Origin of the sequence: Streptomyces sp. NBC_01335, assembly GCF_035953295.1 — a bacterium.
Classification (GTDB): Bacteria; Actinomycetota; Actinomycetes; order Streptomycetales; family Streptomycetaceae; genus Streptomyces.
On record NZ_CP108370.1, the window covers coordinates 3254064 to 3270232 of the forward strand.

At 72.9% G+C, this 16169-nt stretch carries 14 protein-coding genes; 7 read left to right on the forward strand and 7 right to left on the reverse strand.

Features of this window, described 5'->3' with window-relative positions:
• Positions 1 to 34: 34 nt before the first annotated feature.
• Both OG599_RS13945 and OG599_RS13950 read right to left on the reverse strand, forming a co-directional pair.
• Positions 35 to 2461: a serine/threonine-protein kinase gene (locus OG599_RS13945; protein ID WP_327176290.1), complete on the reverse strand. Its 2427-nt coding sequence runs from the start codon at positions 2459 to 2461 to the stop codon at positions 35 to 37.
• A gap of 440 nt (positions 2462 to 2901) precedes the next feature.
• Entirely contained in the window at positions 2902 to 5124 is a 2223-nt protein-coding gene (locus OG599_RS13950) for an MMPL family transporter (protein ID WP_327176291.1), read from the reverse strand.
• Positions 5125 to 5576: 452 nt separating this feature from the next.
• On the opposite strand from OG599_RS13950, the gene OG599_RS13955 reads away from it, so the two are divergent.
• Positions 5577 to 6851, forward strand: coding sequence for a sensor histidine kinase (locus OG599_RS13955; protein WP_327176292.1), 1275 nt, complete (start codon positions 5577 to 5579; stop codon positions 6849 to 6851).
• 33 nt (positions 6852 to 6884) lie between these two features.
• Here OG599_RS13955 and OG599_RS13960 read toward each other — a convergent pair whose 3' ends face one another.
• The 3 genes from OG599_RS13960 to OG599_RS13970 form a co-directional block, all read right to left on the reverse strand.
• Complete coding sequence (locus OG599_RS13960; RefSeq protein WP_327176293.1) at positions 6885 to 7583, reverse strand: response regulator transcription factor; 699 nt, start codon at positions 7581 to 7583, stop codon at positions 6885 to 6887.
• A gap of 97 nt (positions 7584 to 7680) precedes the next feature.
• The gene (locus OG599_RS13965) at positions 7681 to 8094 is read right to left on the reverse strand and encodes a hypothetical protein (protein WP_327176294.1); all 414 of its coding nucleotides are present in this window, start codon (positions 8092 to 8094) and stop codon (positions 7681 to 7683) included.
• Between the two features lie 125 nt (positions 8095 to 8219).
• The gene (locus tag OG599_RS13970) at positions 8220 to 9032 is read right to left on the reverse strand and encodes a VOC family protein (RefSeq protein ID WP_327176295.1); all 813 of its coding nucleotides are present in this window, start codon (positions 9030 to 9032) and stop codon (positions 8220 to 8222) included.
• Positions 9033 to 9520: 488 nt separating this feature from the next.
• Between OG599_RS13970 and OG599_RS13975 the strand changes: the two genes are divergently transcribed.
• The 3 genes from OG599_RS13975 (at position 9521) to OG599_RS13985 (ending at position 12285) form a co-directional block, all read left to right on the forward strand.
• Positions 9521 to 10171 (forward strand): TetR family transcriptional regulator, encoded by a 651-nt coding sequence (locus OG599_RS13975; RefSeq protein WP_327176296.1) that lies wholly within the window; start codon positions 9521 to 9523, stop codon positions 10169 to 10171.
• 181 nt (positions 10172 to 10352) lie between these two features.
• A complete protein-coding gene (locus tag OG599_RS13980) occupies positions 10353 to 11039 on the forward strand; it encodes a pyridoxine/pyridoxamine 5'-phosphate oxidase (protein ID WP_327176297.1) in 687 nt (228 codons plus the stop codon).
• Positions 11040 to 11169: 130 nt separating this feature from the next.
• Positions 11170 to 12285: a tyrosine-protein phosphatase gene (locus OG599_RS13985; RefSeq protein ID WP_327176298.1), complete on the forward strand. Its 1116-nt coding sequence runs from the start codon at positions 11170 to 11172 to the stop codon at positions 12283 to 12285.
• Positions 12286 to 12378: 93 nt separating this feature from the next.
• On the opposite strand, the gene OG599_RS13990 is transcribed toward OG599_RS13985, so the two are convergent.
• Both OG599_RS13990 and OG599_RS13995 read right to left on the reverse strand, forming a co-directional pair.
• A complete protein-coding gene (locus tag OG599_RS13990; protein ID WP_442809427.1) occupies positions 12379 to 13164 on the reverse strand; it encodes a transglutaminase domain-containing protein in 786 nt (261 codons plus the stop codon).
• A gap of 175 nt (positions 13165 to 13339) precedes the next feature.
• A complete protein-coding gene (locus OG599_RS13995; RefSeq protein WP_327176299.1) occupies positions 13340 to 13708 on the reverse strand; it encodes an FKBP-type peptidyl-prolyl cis-trans isomerase in 369 nt (122 codons plus the stop codon).
• 266 nt (positions 13709 to 13974) lie between these two features.
• On the opposite strand from OG599_RS13995, the gene htpX reads away from it, so the two are divergent.
• The 3 genes from htpX (at position 13975) to OG599_RS14010 (ending at position 16107) form a co-directional block, all read left to right on the forward strand.
• Positions 13975 to 14886 (forward strand): zinc metalloprotease HtpX, encoded by a 912-nt coding sequence (gene htpX / locus OG599_RS14000; RefSeq protein WP_327176300.1) that lies wholly within the window; start codon positions 13975 to 13977, stop codon positions 14884 to 14886.
• A 34-nt stretch (positions 14887 to 14920) separates the two neighbouring features.
• Positions 14921 to 15511 (forward strand): PspA-associated protein PspAB, encoded by a 591-nt coding sequence (pspAB, locus tag OG599_RS14005; RefSeq protein ID WP_327176301.1) that lies wholly within the window; start codon positions 14921 to 14923, stop codon positions 15509 to 15511.
• 203 nt (positions 15512 to 15714) lie between these two features.
• Positions 15715 to 16107, forward strand: coding sequence for a hypothetical protein (locus OG599_RS14010; protein ID WP_327176302.1), 393 nt, complete (start codon positions 15715 to 15717; stop codon positions 16105 to 16107).
• Positions 16108 to 16169: the final 62 nt, after the last annotated feature.

Sequence of the window (16169 nt, forward strand, 5' to 3'; positions counted from 1 at the left end):
CGTACGCCGGTCGTCTGCCGGAAGGGGACGGCCTTCACCGCGGCCGGTTGTTCCCCGTCCCCGTGCCCTTCAGCGCGTCCAGCGCGTAGACGCACCGGTCCTTGCTGCAGGCGTAGACGACTCCGGCGCGGGCGACCGGGGAGCCGGTGATCTCGCCGCCGGTGGCGAGCTTCCAGCGCAGGGTGCCGCCCGCCGCGTCCAGGGTGTAGAGGACGTGGTCGGCGGAGCCGAAGTGCACGCGCCCGTCCGCGACGACGGGGCTGCCGACGACGTCGCCCCCGGCCGCGAACCGCCACTTCGGCGTGCCGGTCACCGCGTCGAGGGTGTAGAGCGCGCTGCCGCTGCCGACGTGCACGTTCCCGCCGGTGACCAGTACGGGTTCGATGGAGTGGCGGGCCTCCGTGGCGATGCGCCAGCGGTCCTTGCCGTTCGCGGCGTCGAGCGCGTAGACCGTACCGAGGTAGTCCGCGAGGTACACGCCTCCCCCGGTCACCGCCGGGCCGGGCGCGAACGCGGGCGGCGAGAGGAAGACGGCGGGCGCCTCGAAGTGCCAGCGCACATGGCCCGAGGCACTCTCCACGGCCAGCACCCGGGTGCCCGCCGCGACGTAGACGTTGCCGTCCGGCGCCGGGGTCACGCGGACCGGGACACCGCCGCAGGAGGCCGCGTCACCGACGGGGTACGACCAGCGCTCGGAGCCGGTACGGGCGTCGAGGGCGCGCAGCCGGGCGTCCTGCCAGACGTACGCGATCCCGTCGTGGAGCGCCGGACCGGCCTCCGCCGTCTCGAAGTCGGTCTGGGCGCCGGCGATCTCCCACAGCTGTTCGCCGCCGCCCGCGTCCCACGCCTGGACGCCGCCGCCCCGGGTCCCGGTCAGGAGGGTGCCCCGGTCGGCCTTGAGGGAGTAGACCCAGGCGTCGGTCCGCCGCCGCCACCGTTCACCGCCGCTCATGGCGTCCAGCGCGTAGAGGGAGGGGCCGTCGGAGGCGTGGATCGCCCCGCCGTCGACGGCCATCGCCCAGGCCACGTCCCGGGTCTTGAACTGGCGCCGGCCGTTGCCGATGTCGAGCGCGTGGATCTCGAAGGACGTGACGTAGAGCAGGCCGCCCGCGACGACCGGGGTGCCCCAGACGTCGTTGGACATGCGGAAACGCCAGGGGCGCCAGCGGTCCGGTGCGGCGGGCGCCGCCTCGGGGGCGGTGGTCGGCGCCGGTACGGGCGCGGTGACCGGGGCCGGGAGCGCACCGGCGAGGCCGGCGGGCGGGCGGACCCACCCGGTGGCGGCGGCCGGGTGCGCGGCGGCGGCACCCCGGATCTCGGCGGCGCGCGGACCGGGCCCGATCGCGACCTTCGCGCCGATCAGCCGGACCGGTCCGCCGTCGGTCGAGGGCGCTGCCGGTGCCGGGGGACCTGCCGAGGGTCCGGGGCCGATGGGCAGCGCGGGCCGGGCGGGCGGCGGCGGCACCGGAGCGGTTTCGGGCAGCCGGTTGGTGTCCCAGTCGGCGGCCGGCGGGCGCGGGGGCGGCGGCGGGGCCACCACCTGCGCGGGGGCGGGCGCCATGGTGCGTCCGCCGCCGCGCCGCCGCTCGATCATCGCGGTGGCCCGGCCGGGCAGCCAGGCCGACGCGGTGCCGCTGTCGTCGCTGCCCGAGGCGAAGAGGTGCGGGGCGAGCTGCGCCTGGAGGTCGGCGGGGCTGGGGCGGCGGGCCGGGTCCATCTGCATGCAGGACTCGATCAGCGGGCGGAGTTCGTCCGGCAGCCCCTCGGTGTCGGGGCCTTCGCGCAGCAGCATGAACACGGTCTCCACCGGGTTGGCGCCGTGGAAGGGAGCGTGGCCGGTGGCCGCGAAGACGAGGGTCGAGCCGAGCGAGAAGATGTCGCTCGCGCCGGTGACGCTGCGCGAGTCGCGGGCCTGCTCGGGCGACATGTAGGCGGGGGTGCCCACGGCGACGTTCGTCATGGTCAGCCGGGTGTTGGACACCCCGGAGGCGATGCCGAAGTCGATGACCCGGGGGCCGTCCTCCACGACGAGCACGTTGGACGGCTTCAGGTCGCGGTGGACGAGCCCGGCACCGTGGATGGACTGGAGGGCCTCGGCGATACCGGCGGCCAGCCAGCGGACGGCCTGGGTGGGCATGGGCCCGCACTCGTTCACTATCTCTTCGAGCGAGGGGGCCGGTACGTACGCGGTGGCCAGCCACGGCACGGCGGCGCGCGGGTCGGCGTCCACCACGGCGGCGGTGTAGAACCCGCTCACCGCGCGGGCGGCCTCCACCTCGCGGGTGAACCGGACGCGGAAGAGCTGGTCCTCGGCGAGCTCGGTGCGGACGGTCTTGATCGCGACCCGTCTGCCCGATGCCGAGCGCGCGAGATAGACGAGCCCCATGCCGCCGGCTCCGAGCCGTCCCAGCACCTCGAACGGGCCGATCCGTCTCGGGTCGTGCTGCGTCAGCTGTTCCACTTGCCTGCCACCTCCCCGTACGAGCCCTGGTCCCACGACCTCGGCCCGCGAAATCCCGCCCCGTGCAGCGTCTCACCACCGGGCACCACCTGGCGGTGCGCACCCCGATTCTTCCTGGCGCGGCCCCCAGTTGCGAACCCGGGGGCGAATCGGGGTGTCATCAGCCCTGTCGGTGGCAGGAGGGCGGGGCGCGCTGCTATGGGTGCGGGCCCGCACAACCGCCGTACGGGCGAGGGGCGGGAGTGCGCGGCGCGCGGGCCAGGAATGAAGTGCGCCGGAGCGGGCCGGTGTTGTACGGGTCCGGCGCGTCCGGAACGCGAGCGGGGGCGCGCACAGACCCGCTGTGCACGCCCCCTGTCCACGCGGAACGCGGACCGGCACTCCCGCGACTTCCCGTCAGTACCGGCCCACCGAACGGTCAGTACCGGCCCACCGGCCCGTCAGTACCGGCCGCTGAACTGCGGTACGGCGTCGGGGGCCGGGTCCTGTCCGGCGGCCGGGTCGCGGCGGGCCAGCTTCTCGCCCTCGATGTCGACCTCGGGCAGGATGCGGTCGATCCAACGCGGCAGCGTCCAGGCGTGCTTGCCGAGGAGGGTGAGGACGGCGGGCACGATCGTCATGCGGACGACGAAGGCGTCCAGGGCGACGGCGACCGCGAGGGCGAAGCCCAGGGCCTTGATGATGGCCTCGTGCGAGCCGATGAAGCCGGCGAACACCGAGATCATGATGAGGGCCGCGGCCGTGACGACCTTCGCGCTGTGGTGGAAGCCGGTCTCGATCGCGGTACGGGGGTCGGCGCCGTGCACGTACGCCTCGCGCATCCGGGTCACCAGGAACACCTGGTAGTCCATGGCGAGTCCGAAGACGATGCCGACCAGCAGGATCGGCATCAGGCTCATGATCGGACCGGTCTGCTCCAGGCCGACGAGGTCCTTCAGCCAGCCCCACTGGAAGACCGCGACGAGCGAGCCGAGCGAGGCCAGCACGGAGAGCAGGAAGCCGAGCGCCGCCTTGACCGGCACCAGGATCGAGCGGAACACCAGGATCAGGACGAGGAAGGCCAGTCCGACGACGAGGACGAGGTAGGGCGCGATGGCGGCGCTGAACTTGTCCGAGACGTCGATGTTGAGCGCGGTGGTGCCGGTGACCATGGCGCGGGCGCCGTTCTGGGCCTGGGACTTCCCGGCCAGCGAGCGGATGCTCGCGACGAGGTCCTTGGTGGCGTCGGTGGTCGGTCCGCTGCCGGGGACGACGGTGATGATCGCGGTGTCGCCGGCCTTGTTGAAGGCGGCGGGCGACACGCCCTTCACGTCCGGCAGCGCGGCGATGTCCTTGCCGAGGGAGGCGGCGGCGTCGGACGCGGTGGACGGGGTGCGGTCGTCGACGGTGACGATCAGGGGCCCGTTGAAGCCGGGGCCGAACGACTCGGAGAGCAGGTCGTACGCCTTGCGCTGGGTGGACGAGGGGGCCTTGGAACCGTCGTCCGGGAGCCCGAGCTTGAGGTCGGTGGCGGGCAGCGCGAGGGTGCCGAGGGCGACGACCGCGAGGACCAGGACGGCGGCGGGCCGGCGCATCACCAGGGCTATCCAGCGACGGCCGACGGTGACCTTGGCACCCTGGGCCGGGGCGGGGGCGGCACCGCGCTTGCGCGCCCGGCCGAGAACCCGCTCGCTGCCGAAGCTCAGCAGGGCGGGGACCAGGGTGATCGCGACCAGCACGGCGATGACGACGGCACCGGCGGCGGCGAGGCCCATGGCGGTGAGAAGCGGCAGGTTGACGACGGCGAGACCGGCGAGGGCGATGATCACGGTCACGCCCGCGAAGACGACGGCGGAACCCGCCGTGCCGTTGGCGCGGGCGGCGGCCTCCCGCGCGTCGTAGCCGTCGGCGCGTTCGGCGCGGTAGCGGGACACGATGAAGAGCGCGTAGTCGATGCCGACGGCGATGCCGAGCATCGAGGCCAGCGAGGAGGTGCTGCTGTCGAGCTCGAAGGTGGCGCTGACCGCGGTGATCACGGAGGTGCTCACGCCCACCCCCACCAGGGCGGTGAGCAGCGGGAAGCCCGCGGCGACCAGCGACCCGAAGGTGATGACGAGGACGAGGGCGGCGAGCAGGAACCCGATCGCCTCGGCGGTCATCCCCTGCTCGGGTTCGGCGAGCGCGTCACCGGACGCCTCCACCGTCAGCCCCTCGTCACGGCCGGCGTCCAACGCCTTGTCGATGCCGGTGTGGTCGGCGTCGGTCAGGTCGGCGGCCCCGACGGTGTAGGTGACCTGCGCGTAGGCGGTGGCGCCGTCGGCGCTGACCGTCTTGGCGGCGAACGGGTCGCTGACCTGCGCGATGCGGGAGGAGGAGCCCTTCAGCTCCGTCAGGACCTTCTCCATGGCGGCCCGGTTGTCGGCGGCGTCGACCCGCTGCCCTTCCGGGGCGCGCACCACGACCCGGGCGCTCGCGCCCTCGGCGTTGGCGGCCGGGAACTTCTCGGCGAGGAGGTCGAAGGCGCGCTGCGACTCCGTCCCGGGCAGCGACAGTCCGGAGGACCCCGTGTTCGTGGTGCCGGCGGCGACGGCACCGACGGCACCGAGGACGACGGCCCACAGGAGGACGACCAGCCAGCGCCGCCGGAAGGCGAAGCGGCCGATCCTGTGCAGGAAGGTAGCCATGAGAGTGGAGGACTCCGTAAGTGGTGCGTGCGTGCGCGTGGTGCGTGCACACGGAAAATGCCAGGGACTGAACGGTCCGAACGGCCTGGAGGTTCAGGACGGCCCGAACGTCGGGATGGTCGGAAGGTCGGGCCGGCCTCGACATTGAGGAGCCGTGAGGTTGAGGAGCGCCGTGAGGTTGAGCGGGCCGTGGTTCCCGGGCCGCGTACCGGCGCCGGGAACCACGCGGTACCGGCCCCCGTCCCCACGGGCGGCGGTACCCCCGGCACCGTCGCCGCGTGCGACGGTACGACCGCCGCCGGCCGTACGCGGGGGGAGGGCACGACCGCCGGTGATCACCATGGTGTCGCGTGCGGGGGTCCGGACGTGTCGGCCGCAGGTACCGTTCGGTGTCCGGTCTGTCGGTCATTCGGCCGACACCGCCCGCCGGACGGCTCCTTACGCTGGTGCGCGTGGACTGGCATCTTCCGTTTACTCCGGCCGTCAATCGGCTCATCGCCGTGTTCGGCCTCCTCGCGTTCGCCCTGACCTGGGTGGCGGACCTCGCGCTGCTGAGTTCCGCGCCGGACGCGTTCTCCCTCGCCACCAACTGGCTGTCCGTCCTGGTCACCGGACCGCTCACGATGCTCGCCGTCGCCGAGCCCCGGCTCGCCCGGTTCCCCGTCGCCGCCAGGCGTTTCGCACCGCCGCTGCTGCCCCGCGTCTGGTGCGTCGTCGGAATGTCGCTGGCGCTGACGGGCGTCTGCCTGACCGCGCCGCCGAAGGGGTCGTCCGTCGGCGTGCTGGAGTGCGCGGGGCTGCTCGCGCTGGTGATCCGTACCCTCGCGCAGACCGCGAGCGCGCGGAAGGCGGCCGCGTCGGCGGCGGCCCTGAGCTTCGCGGTGCTGGCACTGCCCGTACGGATGGGCCGGTGGTCGGTGATCGTCCCCGGTGGTTACGTCCTGACGGTGGCGCTCGCCATCACCATCACCCTCGGCTGCGCCATCCGCGCCCTGGAGGCCCGTCGCCGTCGGAACATCGCCGACGTCCGGCAGGCCGAACGGCTGGCGCTCGCCCGCGATCTGCACGATCTGATCGCCCACCACATGACCGGCATCATCGTCCAGGCGCACGCGGCGACGGCCATCCACTCCACCTCCCCGGAGAAGGTCGAGCCGATCCTGCGGAACATAGCCCAGGCCGGTACGGAGACCCTCGAATCGATGCGCCGGCTGGTACGGGTGCTGCGCGAGGACAACCACGTCCCGCAGCGGCCGGGCGACCTGCTCAGCGAGCTCTCCGCGCTGACGGCCGCCCACTCCGCTCCCGCCACGGCCGGTGCCCCGGCCGCCGCCGCCCGGCTGGAGGCGACCGCCGCGGCGCGCACCGCGCATCTCACGCCGGAGGTGGAGATCTCCGCGTACCGGGTCGCGCAGGAGGCCCTCACCAACGTCCGCCGCCACGCCCCCGGCGCCCAGGCCGCCGTACGCCTCGACGCGGACCGGGCGTGGCTCTGGGTCACGGTCACCAACGGCGCCTCACCGTCCGCGAACCACAACGGCTTCGGCGGCCAGAGCGGCTTCGGCCTCATCGGGCTGCGCGAACGCGTGGAGGCCCTGGACGGAACCCTGCGGACCGGCCCGCTGCGCGACGGGGGGTGGGAGGTACGCGCACGCTTCCCGCTCCAGTCCCCGCCCCCCGCGCCCACGGCCGGCGCCGTGTGCGGCGGCTCCCCGTGGGCGGTCTGAGGGGCGGCGCGTACGCACGGGTCGTGGTCACGCTCATCCGCGCGGCCGGACCACTCCGTGCTCCCAGGCCCATGCGGCGACCTCGACCCGGTTGCGGGCGTCCAGCTTGGCCTGGATGCGGCCCAGGTAGGTCTTGACCGTCGACAGCGACAGGAACAGCTCGTCGCAGATCTCCTGGTTGGTACGGCCCACCGCGACCAGCCGCACGATGTCCCGCTCCCGGGTGCTGAGCAGCCCGTGCGGCTCCGGGCCCCCGTCGGGTGCCGGGGGCTCCGTCGGCACCGCGCCCTGTTCCGCGAGCTCCAGCCGCCGCAGCAGCCGTACCGTCACCGCCGGGGACACCAGGGCGTCGCCCCGGGCCGCCGCGTGCACGGCCTCCACCAGGAGGGCCGGGGTGGCGTCCTTCAGCAGGAACCCGCAGGCGCCGTTGCGCAGCGCGCCGCGCACGTAGTCGTCCTGGTCGAAGGTGGTGATCACCACGACGTTCATCGGGTCGGCGACACCGGGCCCGGCCAGCAGCCGGGTCACCTCAAGACCGTCCAGGCGCGGCATCCGGATGTCGGCCAGCACCACCCTCGGCCGCAGCCTGCGGGCCAGCTCCACGCACTCGACGCCGTCGGCCGCCTCCCCGACCACCTCGATGCCGGGCTGCGCCTCCAGGATCAGGCGGAACCCTGCCCGGACCAGCTCCTGGTCGTCGGCTATCACCACGTCAATCTGAGTCCCGGACACGGGCCCGTCCTATCACGGGGGCGGTACGGGGCCGTGGGCGCGGGTCCGCCGGTACGGGGATCGGTGCGGGGCCGCCGGGGCGGGCGGCGGCGCGGTGTCAGACGCGGGCGTCGAGGCGGTGCTGCAGCGAACCGTCCGGCCCGAAGACGTCCATCAGATAGCCCTTCTCCAGCGAAAGTCCCTCGTGCTCCGCCAGGTAGCGGGTGACCGACTTCTTGAGCTCCTGGAACGGCCGGTCGTCCTCGTCCGGGTCGTGCGTCCACACGGTCAGCAGCGGTACCCCGTCTCCGTCGGCGCTGCGCCCGATGCCGTACACGTCCGGGACCCCTCCCGCGCTGCGGTACCGCTCCGCCAGCCGCGCGGCGGCGTCGGGCGCGACGGTGGTGGTCGCGACGGGCCCGCGTGTCCCGGCACTGTCCTTCCGTTCCGACGCGGAGTCGGCGGTGCAGCCGGTCAGCAGCACGGCGCATCCGACAAGGACGAGGAGGGCCCTGCGGGCGAGGTTTCCCATCGCACCATGGTGGGCGTACCGCCGTACGGGGAAAGGGTGTTGCGGCCACCATGGCGCGAAGTCGCCGGATCACCGGGTGCGTGCGACCGGCACCTCGCCCGCAGGCCGCCGCCCGCCCCTCCGGTCTACGGCAGCATCAGCTCCGCCGGCTGGAGCACGGCGAACGCGGCGCTCTGGTCGTCCTGGAACGCCGCCATCCGCCCGTACGGGATGTCGAACGGTACGGCGGTGACGCGGCCGCCCAGCTCTGTCACCCGTTCGGCGGTGCGGTCGCAGTCGGCGACGGCGAAGTACGTCAGGAAGTGGCTGGGCATCATCTCGGGGAAGGCGTCCGTGATGACGCTCCGGCCGCCGACCGCGGTGTCGGGGCCGGGGGTGGCGCCGGGCGGGGACCACATGCGGAAGTCGACGCCGCTCTCGGCCGTCCCGGGGTCTTTGCCGGCGGCGGCGTCCAGGTCGGTGCTCCGGAAGCCGAAGACGGCGGCGTAGAAGGGGTCCACCCGGTCGGGGCGGCGGGTGTAGAGCTCGGTCCAGCAGTACGAACCGGGTTCGTTCTGCTTCTCGAAGCCCGGCCGCTCGTCCGCCTGCCACAGCCAGAAGGCGGCGCCGTCCGGGTCGACGGCCTGCGCCAGGATCCCGGCGCGGCCCGCGCGGACCGGGTCGGTGATGATCTGGCCGCCCTCCGCGCGGATCGCGGAGACGGTGGCCCGGATGTCGTCGGTGGCGAAGTGGACGCCCCAGGTGGTGGGCATCCGGCCGTCCGTCTTGGCGGCGAGCGCGGCGACGAGCCGGCCGTCGCTGTAGGCGTCGGCGAAGGGCATGCCGTCCCCGGCGCGGAAGGTCCAGCCGAAGAGCCCGCCGTAGAAGCGCTTGCCCGCTTCGAGGTCGGAGAGGTGCACCTCCACCCAGCAGGGCACGGAGTGCGCGAATGCCGCCATGGGCCGGGTCCTTCCCTCGCCGGGAGCGCGCGGTCCTGCCGCGCGGCCGCGCGCGTCACCTGTGCGTGACACCTGTCCCGGCCAACGTAACGGCGCCCGCGCTCCCCCGCGAGAGGGGACCGCGAGAGGGGACGGGAGCGCGGGCGGGAGTACGGGGGCGGGAGCGCGGGCGGGAGTACGGGGGCGGGCGGGGGCGACGGACTCGTCGGACGCTGTGCGCACGCGGCGGATGCGCCGTACCGGAGGGGGAAAGTTGTCCACCGAAGTTGTCCACAGGCTGTTGATAACACTTACTCGCGCATCCACCCGTCCCCGGAACCGCGTGGGTGAACACGCACGTCGCAAAGGCAGCGGAAGTATCCACCGACCTCTTCGGATCACGTGAAAAAGATGGCCGAAATACCACCCGTCGCCCTCTGCGCGCTGGGTAATTCCCCATTTGCACTCGGCCGAATCGCGCTCCGTTCACCCGTCGGTAAGCTGACGGCATGACAGGACAAGTACGCACCGTCGACGGCCGCGTGGCCGGTCGACGCGGTCAGGCGACGCGGCAGAAGCTGCTCGATTGCCTCAGCGAGATGCTCAGCTCCTCGCCGTACCGGGACGTCAAAGTCATCGACGTCGCACGGAAGGCGGGGACTTCACCCGCGACTTTCTATCAGTACTTCCCGGACGTGGAAGGCGCTGTCCTCGAAGTCGCCGACGAACTGGCCAAGGAGGGCACCGGGCTGAACGAACTGGCCTCGGGACGCTCGTGGGTCGGTAAGGCCGGCTGGCAGGCGGCCGAGGAACTCGTCGACGGGTTCCTCGACTTCTGGCGGCGCAACGACGCGATTCTCCGCGTGATCGACCTCGGTTCGGCCGAGGGCGACAAGCGGTTCAACAAGATCCGCGTGAAGATCCTGAGCTCGTTCACCAACTCCCTGACGGACGCGGTGAAGGAGCTCCAGGGCAAGGGCAAGGTGGACAAGGACGTCAACCCCGCCGCGGTGGCGGGATCGCTCGTCGCCATGCTGGCCGCCGTCGCCTCTCACCAGAAGGCCCTGACCACGGGCACCGGTGTCAAGGTCGGCGAACTCCGCCCGAACCTCGCCCTGTTGGTGCACCTCGGTGTCACCGGCAAGAAGCCCACGAAGTAGGCGCCCGCGACGGATCCACCCCCTTCACCGGGCGGCGCACGGCCAACCCCGGACGCCCGGCATCCTGTCTCACCGACGGCGGGCCACACGCGCGATGTGGCCCGCCGTCGGTGTACCCGGGACATGCCGCCTCCGGCGTCCCGCACCCCCCTCCCCCGCCGCGGCCTGCTGCAATGGCGCCATGAGCGACGACGACGCGTCCCGTACCGACGCACACACGGCCTTCCTCCGCCTGCTGCACGCCCAGCGCGTGTGGGACACCGAGCTGCCCGGGTTCGATCCGGCGACCGCGCCCGACGCGCCCGTCCCCCTCTTCCACGCCTGGTTCGCCGAGGCCGTGGCCGCCGGGCAGCCCGAGCCGCACACCATGGCGCTGGCCACCGTCGACGCGTACGGCCACCCGGACGTGCGGACGCTGATGCTGCACGACGCGGACGAGCGCGGCTGGCGCTTCGCGACGCACGCCACCAGCGCCAAGGGCCACCAGCTCGCCGCCCACCCGCACGCGGCGCTCACCTTCTACTGGCCGGTGCAGGGCCGGTCGGTACGGGTGCGCGGCCCTGTCGCCCTCGGGTCCGCCGAGGAGAGCCGGGCCGATCTGCACGCCCGCTCCACCGGCGCGCTCGCCTCGGGCCTGGTCGGCCGGCAGAGCGAGGTCCTGGACGACCTCGGGGAGCTGGCCCGCGCCTCCGACGCCGCGTGGCGGCGGGCGCAGGACGAACCCGGGGCGGAGGTGGCGAGCTGGCGACGGTACGTCGTCCAGGCGCAGGAGGTCGAGTTCTTCCAGGGCGACGCCCGCCGCCGGCACGTACGGCTCCGCTACCGCCGCCGGGGAGCGGGGTGGGTGCGGGAGCTGCTCTGGCCGTGAGCCGCCGGGGGCGACCGCCCCCGAAGCCCTCCGCCTCCGCAGCACACGGGGCCAGAGGTGCAGCTCAGCTTTGTCGGCAATTCATCCAGGGTTTCCCCCTTGCTCGTCCGGCAAAAGCAGGCTCACCCCCATGAACACCATGAACCGCGCCAAGGTCTCCGCGGCCGTCGCCGCCGCCGCCCTGCTCGTCGGGGCCGGCGCCTCGGCCGCTTCGGCCGCCCCCCACCACGCCTCCGCCCACCGGGGCAAGCCGTCCGCCTCGCACGAGCGCGAGCAGCAGCACGACCAGCGGATACCGTTCACCGCCGCGACCGTCACGGCGAACGACAACGGTTCGTACACCCTGAGCTGGACCGCCCCCGGGGTCCGCGGCGTGGTCGTCAAGGCGAACGGCAAGGTCGTCGCCCAGGGCGGCAGCCGCGCCACGGTCACCGTCAAGCACCTGCCGGCCGCCGACCGCCAGTGGTTCGACTTCGTCCCGTCGAAGGGTGGCTCGCTCCACCTCGCGGACCGCGAGATCGCGCTCCAGGGCGCGGTCAACTTCCGCGACGCGGGCGGCTACCGCACCAGCACGGGCCAGTGGGTCAAGATGGGCGAGGTCTACCGCTCGGGCGCCCTGAACACCCTCACCACCGCCGATGTCGCCAAGCTGAACCGCCTCGGCATCAAGGTCGACTTCGACCTGCGCACCGCGGGTGAGCGCACCTCGGCCCCGGACACCGTGCCGGCCGGCGCGACGTACGTGGTCGCCGACGTCATCGGTGGCGACGTCACCTCGGCGATCGACCTGTCCTCGGCCGAGAAGTCCGCCCAGTACATGGTGGACGGCGAGAAGACGATGGTCAGTTCGGCCACCGGCAAGGCGGCCTACCAGCAGGTCTTCGCGGGTCTGGCCGACGACGACCAGCACGCGGTGCTCTTCCACTGCTCGGCCGGCAAGGACCGCACGGGGTGGGCGAACGCCGCCCTGCTGACCGCGCTCGGCGTGCCGAAGGCCACGGTCATGCAGGACTACCTGGCCAGCAACACCTACCGGGCCGAGGCGAACGCCGCCGCGCTGGCCGCGATGCCCGCCGGCATGGCCGCCGCGTACAAGCCGATGCTGGACGTCCGCGCCGAGTACCTGAACTCCGGCTTCGACGAGGTCAAGGCCAGGTTCGGCTCGTTCGAGAACTACGAGAAGAAGGGCCTCGGCCTCTCCTCGAAGGAGATCAAGGAGCTGAAGGCCTCGCTGCTGGTCGGCTGAGCCCGGAAGACTCCGGTCGGTGGTGCCCCTCTCCGCGGAGAGGGGCACCACCGCGTGCCGGGCCCGCGTCGCGGCCGGCCGGCGTGCACGGGGTCAGACTCCCGCCGCCCGCCGCCCCAGGACGGGTTCGGCCAGGAGCCTCGCCGCGCCGCACAGGGTCTGCCCGTGCCGGGCGAAGAGTTCGTCCCGGGAGTCGACGTGCCCGAGGTCCGCGAGCAGGTACGCCGAGAGGTCGCACGAGGCGTCGGACGCGGGGCAGACCGAGGGGCCGTCCCAGTCGACCGCCGTCCGGGACAGGGCCTCGAAGAGCGTCTCGGGGCCCTCGTTCGTGAAACCTCCGCCACGCGGGCCCGGCGGAGCGATGGCACCGGCGAAGAGTTCGGACACGGTCAGCCAGCGTGCGGCGGCACCGCCCTGCAGCCCGTCGATACGGAACTCCGGCCACGCCAGGATCACTTGGTCGGGGACGACGCGACGCAGCCGGGGAAAGCGCGGGTACCAGAACGTGCCGTCCACCACCAGTCCGCGCACCCGGGTGGGAGTGCCCCAGGCCCTCGCGACCGCTTCCAGTACGGCCATCCGCTGGCTGCACGAACCCCGGCCGAGGCGCAGGACCCGGGACACCGGCCGCGCCTCCTCCACCGAGTAGACGGGGCGCACCTCCTCGGAGATCCACCGGTGCGCGCGGCGGAGGGCCGCCACCCTCGCCTCGGGCCCGTCCCCCTCACGGTCCACGGTGCCGATGCTCCGCGCGGCGGCCCGGACGCGCGGGTGCTCGTGGTCGAGAATCCGTGTCGGCCCCGCCCCTCCGCCCGCTCCGGGCCCGCCGGCCACGGCTCGTCGGTCCGTTCCGCGCGGTGTCAGCAGAGTGCTCACCACGATCGGCCCCCTCCGTCGGTTGCGAACAGCGTCCCAGGTTTCTTGAACGTGTTCAAGTGCGGGAGACGGGGTTCGTGTACGGAGGGCCAGGTTTCGTGTACGGAGGGCCGGGGTCCGGCTACGGACGGCCGGGCGCCCGCGACACGTACGGAGCGCCGCGGCGCCGGCACCCGGGTCAGGACACCTCGACCAGGTCCACGACGAAGACGAGCGTCGAGCCCGGCGGGATCAGCGAGGAGGGCGACCGCTTGCCGTAGGCGAGGCGCGGAGGGATGACCAGCTCGCGCCGCCCGCCGACCTTCATCCCCACGACGCCCCGGTCCCAGCCCTTGATGGCCCGGCCGCCGCCCACGGCGAACTTGAACGGCTCGTCCCGCTCCCAGGAGGAGTCGAACTCCTTGCCCGTCGCGAAGGTGACCCCGACGAAGTGGACCCACACCACCTGGCCGCGCTTCGCTTCCTTCCCCTCCCCGACGACGAGGTCCCTGATCCGCAGTTCGGTGGGCGGGTCGCCCACGGGGGGTTCGATCTCGGGCTTCGGCATCGCAGCCTCTCTCTCCGGTCCGCATTCCGGCGCTTCTCCCGGTGCGTCTCCCGGTGCGTTTTCCGGTGCGCTTTTCCCGGTGCGCCGGAATTCTCCGTATGTCGGTGATCACGCTATCCAGCGAACAGGAACTCCCGCCTCCGCCCCCGGAAAGCCGCCGGGGCGACGAAAGCCGCCCGAAAGGCCGTCCGGTCCGCTTTCCGCCGGACAGGAGCACCATGGAGTCATAGCAGGCATGTGCGGCATGTGCGGCATGGGAGGAACCGATGGCCAGAGCCCGATCCCGTTACGCCCCCGACCGGGGACTGACCACGCGCATGGTGTCGACCATGTTCTTCATCGGTCTGCTGTACGTGGTCCTCGTCGGGGTGCTGCTGGCCGTGCTGCCCGGCTCGTGGGCGGTGATCCTGATCATCACCGGCGGGCTGTTCGTCGTGCAGTTCTGGTTCAGCGACAGGATCGCCGCGTTCGGGATGGGAGCCCGCGAGGTCACCCCCGAGGAGGCGCCGGAGCTGCACGGGGCGATCGACCGGATCTGCGCGCTGGCGGACATGCGGAAACCCCGCGTGGCCATCGCGCAGAGTGATGTGCCGAACGCGTTCGCCACCGGCCGCAACGAGAAGTCGGCGCTGGTCTGCGCGACCACCGGGCTGCTGCGAAGGCTGGAGCCCGAGGAGCTGGAGGGCGTCCTCGCGCACGAGATGTCGCACGTCGCCCACCGCGACGTGGCGGTGATGACCATCGCGTCGTTCCTGGGCGTGCTGGCGGGGATCATCACCCGGGTGGCCCTGTGGGGCGGCTTCGCCCGCAACAGCCGGGGAAACGACCCGGCGGGCATCATCATCATGCTGATCCCGCTGATCAGCGCCGTCGTCTACGCCCTCAGCTTCCTGCTCACCCGGCTGCTCTCCCGCTACCGCGAGCTCTCCGCCGACCGCACCGCCGCCCTGCTCACCGGCCGCCCCTCGGCGCTCGCCTCCGCACTGACGAAGGTCAGCGGGCAGATGGCGCGCATACCCACGGAGGACCTGCGGAAGGCTGAACCGTACAACGCGTTCTACTTCGTCCCCGCCTTCTCCTCGAAGGAGAGCTTCAGCCGGCTGATCTCCTCGCACCCGACGCTGGAGCAGCGCCTCGACCAGCTGGCCCGCATCTCCGCCGACCTGTCCCGCCCCTGAAGCGCCCTGCCCCGCACGTCCTGGAGGAACCTCCGTGGGTCTGTTCGACGCGATCCTCGGCCGGAGCAAGCCGGTCCGCCCGGATCTGGATCAGCTCTTCGCCGTACCGTCCGCCGCCCTGACCCTCCAGGCCGCCACCGGCTTCACGCCGTCCGGCCTGGGCTCGGTCTGCTTCGCAGGGGTGGAGGGCGCGAACTTCGCGCGGCTCCAGCAGGACGTACGGGAGCTGCTGGACGTCGACGCGGCCACGGACCGGGGCGGGGTGCCGGTGGAGTTCAGCCAGGACGCGTACGGCTACACGTGGCTGCTCGCCCAGCAGCCGCCGGAGGACACCGCCGCCCTGGTCAACGACCTGCACGCGGTGAACACCCTGCTCCAGGACGGCGGCTTCGGCCCGCACCTGCTCTGCTCGCTGATCGGCTTCCGCGACCCGGAGGGCCGCTCACTGGCGCTGGTGTACCTGTACAAGCGCGGCACCTTCTACCCGTTCGCCCCGGCCCCCGGCGGCGCGGAGAAGCGGGACAACGGCCTGGAGCTCCAGGTCCGCGCCGCGCTCGGGGACGACCTGCGGGTGGAGAAGGAGCTGGCCCGGTGGTTCCCGGTGTGGGGCGCGCCGGGCCTGTGAACCGCGCGCGTGGCGCGCACGGCATCGAGCGCGGGCTGGTGCGGGCGCAGTGGGTGTCGGAGGAGGCGGAGGAGGGGATCCACGGGTCGCCGGGCGCTCACCCGACGCCGGACGGCGCACCGCCCCTGGCTCCCGCCCCGACCTCGGCGGCCGGCCTCACTCCCCGTTACGCTGATCCGAACGTATCGAACAGGGGGCACTTCGTGATCGCTTTCTGGCAGTTCCTCTTCCTCATATCCCTGCTCGTCCTCCTCGTCTCCGGCATCCCCTATCTGCGGAAGAGGCCGTTGCGGGCGCGCGGCGAGCAGGTGATGGCGGAGGAACGGACCAGGACGGTGCCGAACGACGGGCGGGTCTCCATCCAGTACGCGTACCTGGACCGGAGCGGCAACGAGTACACCAAGTGGCGGCACGGGGTGTCCGTCGAGCCGGCCGGTCCGCTGGTGGGGGTGGTGTACGACACGCAGAAGCCGACGCGCGCCGAGTTCACCGCCCTGATTCCGGAGAACCCTCGGCCGAAGCGCGTCTTCCTGCTCTGCGTGGTGGCGCTGGCCGTGGTCTGCTTCGTGCCGGGGTGGATCGTACCGAGGCTCTGAGCCGCCCCCGCGTCACGGCTGACGGGGCCTCAACCACCCGCGCCCCGTGATCGATTCGCAAC

Excerpts from the sequence above, each read along its gene's own strand:
- OG599_RS13995 (WP_327176299.1), bottom strand. The coding sequence starts at position 13,708 with ATGCCGAAGCCCGAGATCGAACCCCCCGTGGGCGACCCGCCCACCGAA.
- OG599_RS13985 (WP_327176298.1), top strand. The coding sequence starts at position 11,170 with ATGAACACCATGAACCGCGCCAAGGTCTCCGCGGCCGTCGCCGCCGCC.
- OG599_RS13975 (WP_327176296.1), top strand. The coding sequence starts at position 9,521 with ATGACAGGACAAGTACGCACCGTCGACGGCCGCGTGGCCGGTCGACGC.
- OG599_RS13965 (WP_327176294.1), bottom strand. The coding sequence starts at position 8,094 with ATGGGAAACCTCGCCCGCAGGGCCCTCCTCGTCCTTGTCGGATGCGCC.
- OG599_RS13970 (WP_327176295.1), bottom strand. The coding sequence starts at position 9,032 with ATGGCGGCATTCGCGCACTCCGTGCCCTGCTGGGTGGAGGTGCACCTC.
- OG599_RS13950 (WP_327176291.1), bottom strand. The coding sequence starts at position 5,124 with ATGGCTACCTTCCTGCACAGGATCGGCCGCTTCGCCTTCCGGCGGCGC.
- OG599_RS13980 (WP_327176297.1), top strand. The coding sequence starts at position 10,353 with ATGAGCGACGACGACGCGTCCCGTACCGACGCACACACGGCCTTCCTC.
- htpX (WP_327176300.1), top strand. The coding sequence starts at position 13,975 with ATGGCCAGAGCCCGATCCCGTTACGCCCCCGACCGGGGACTGACCACG.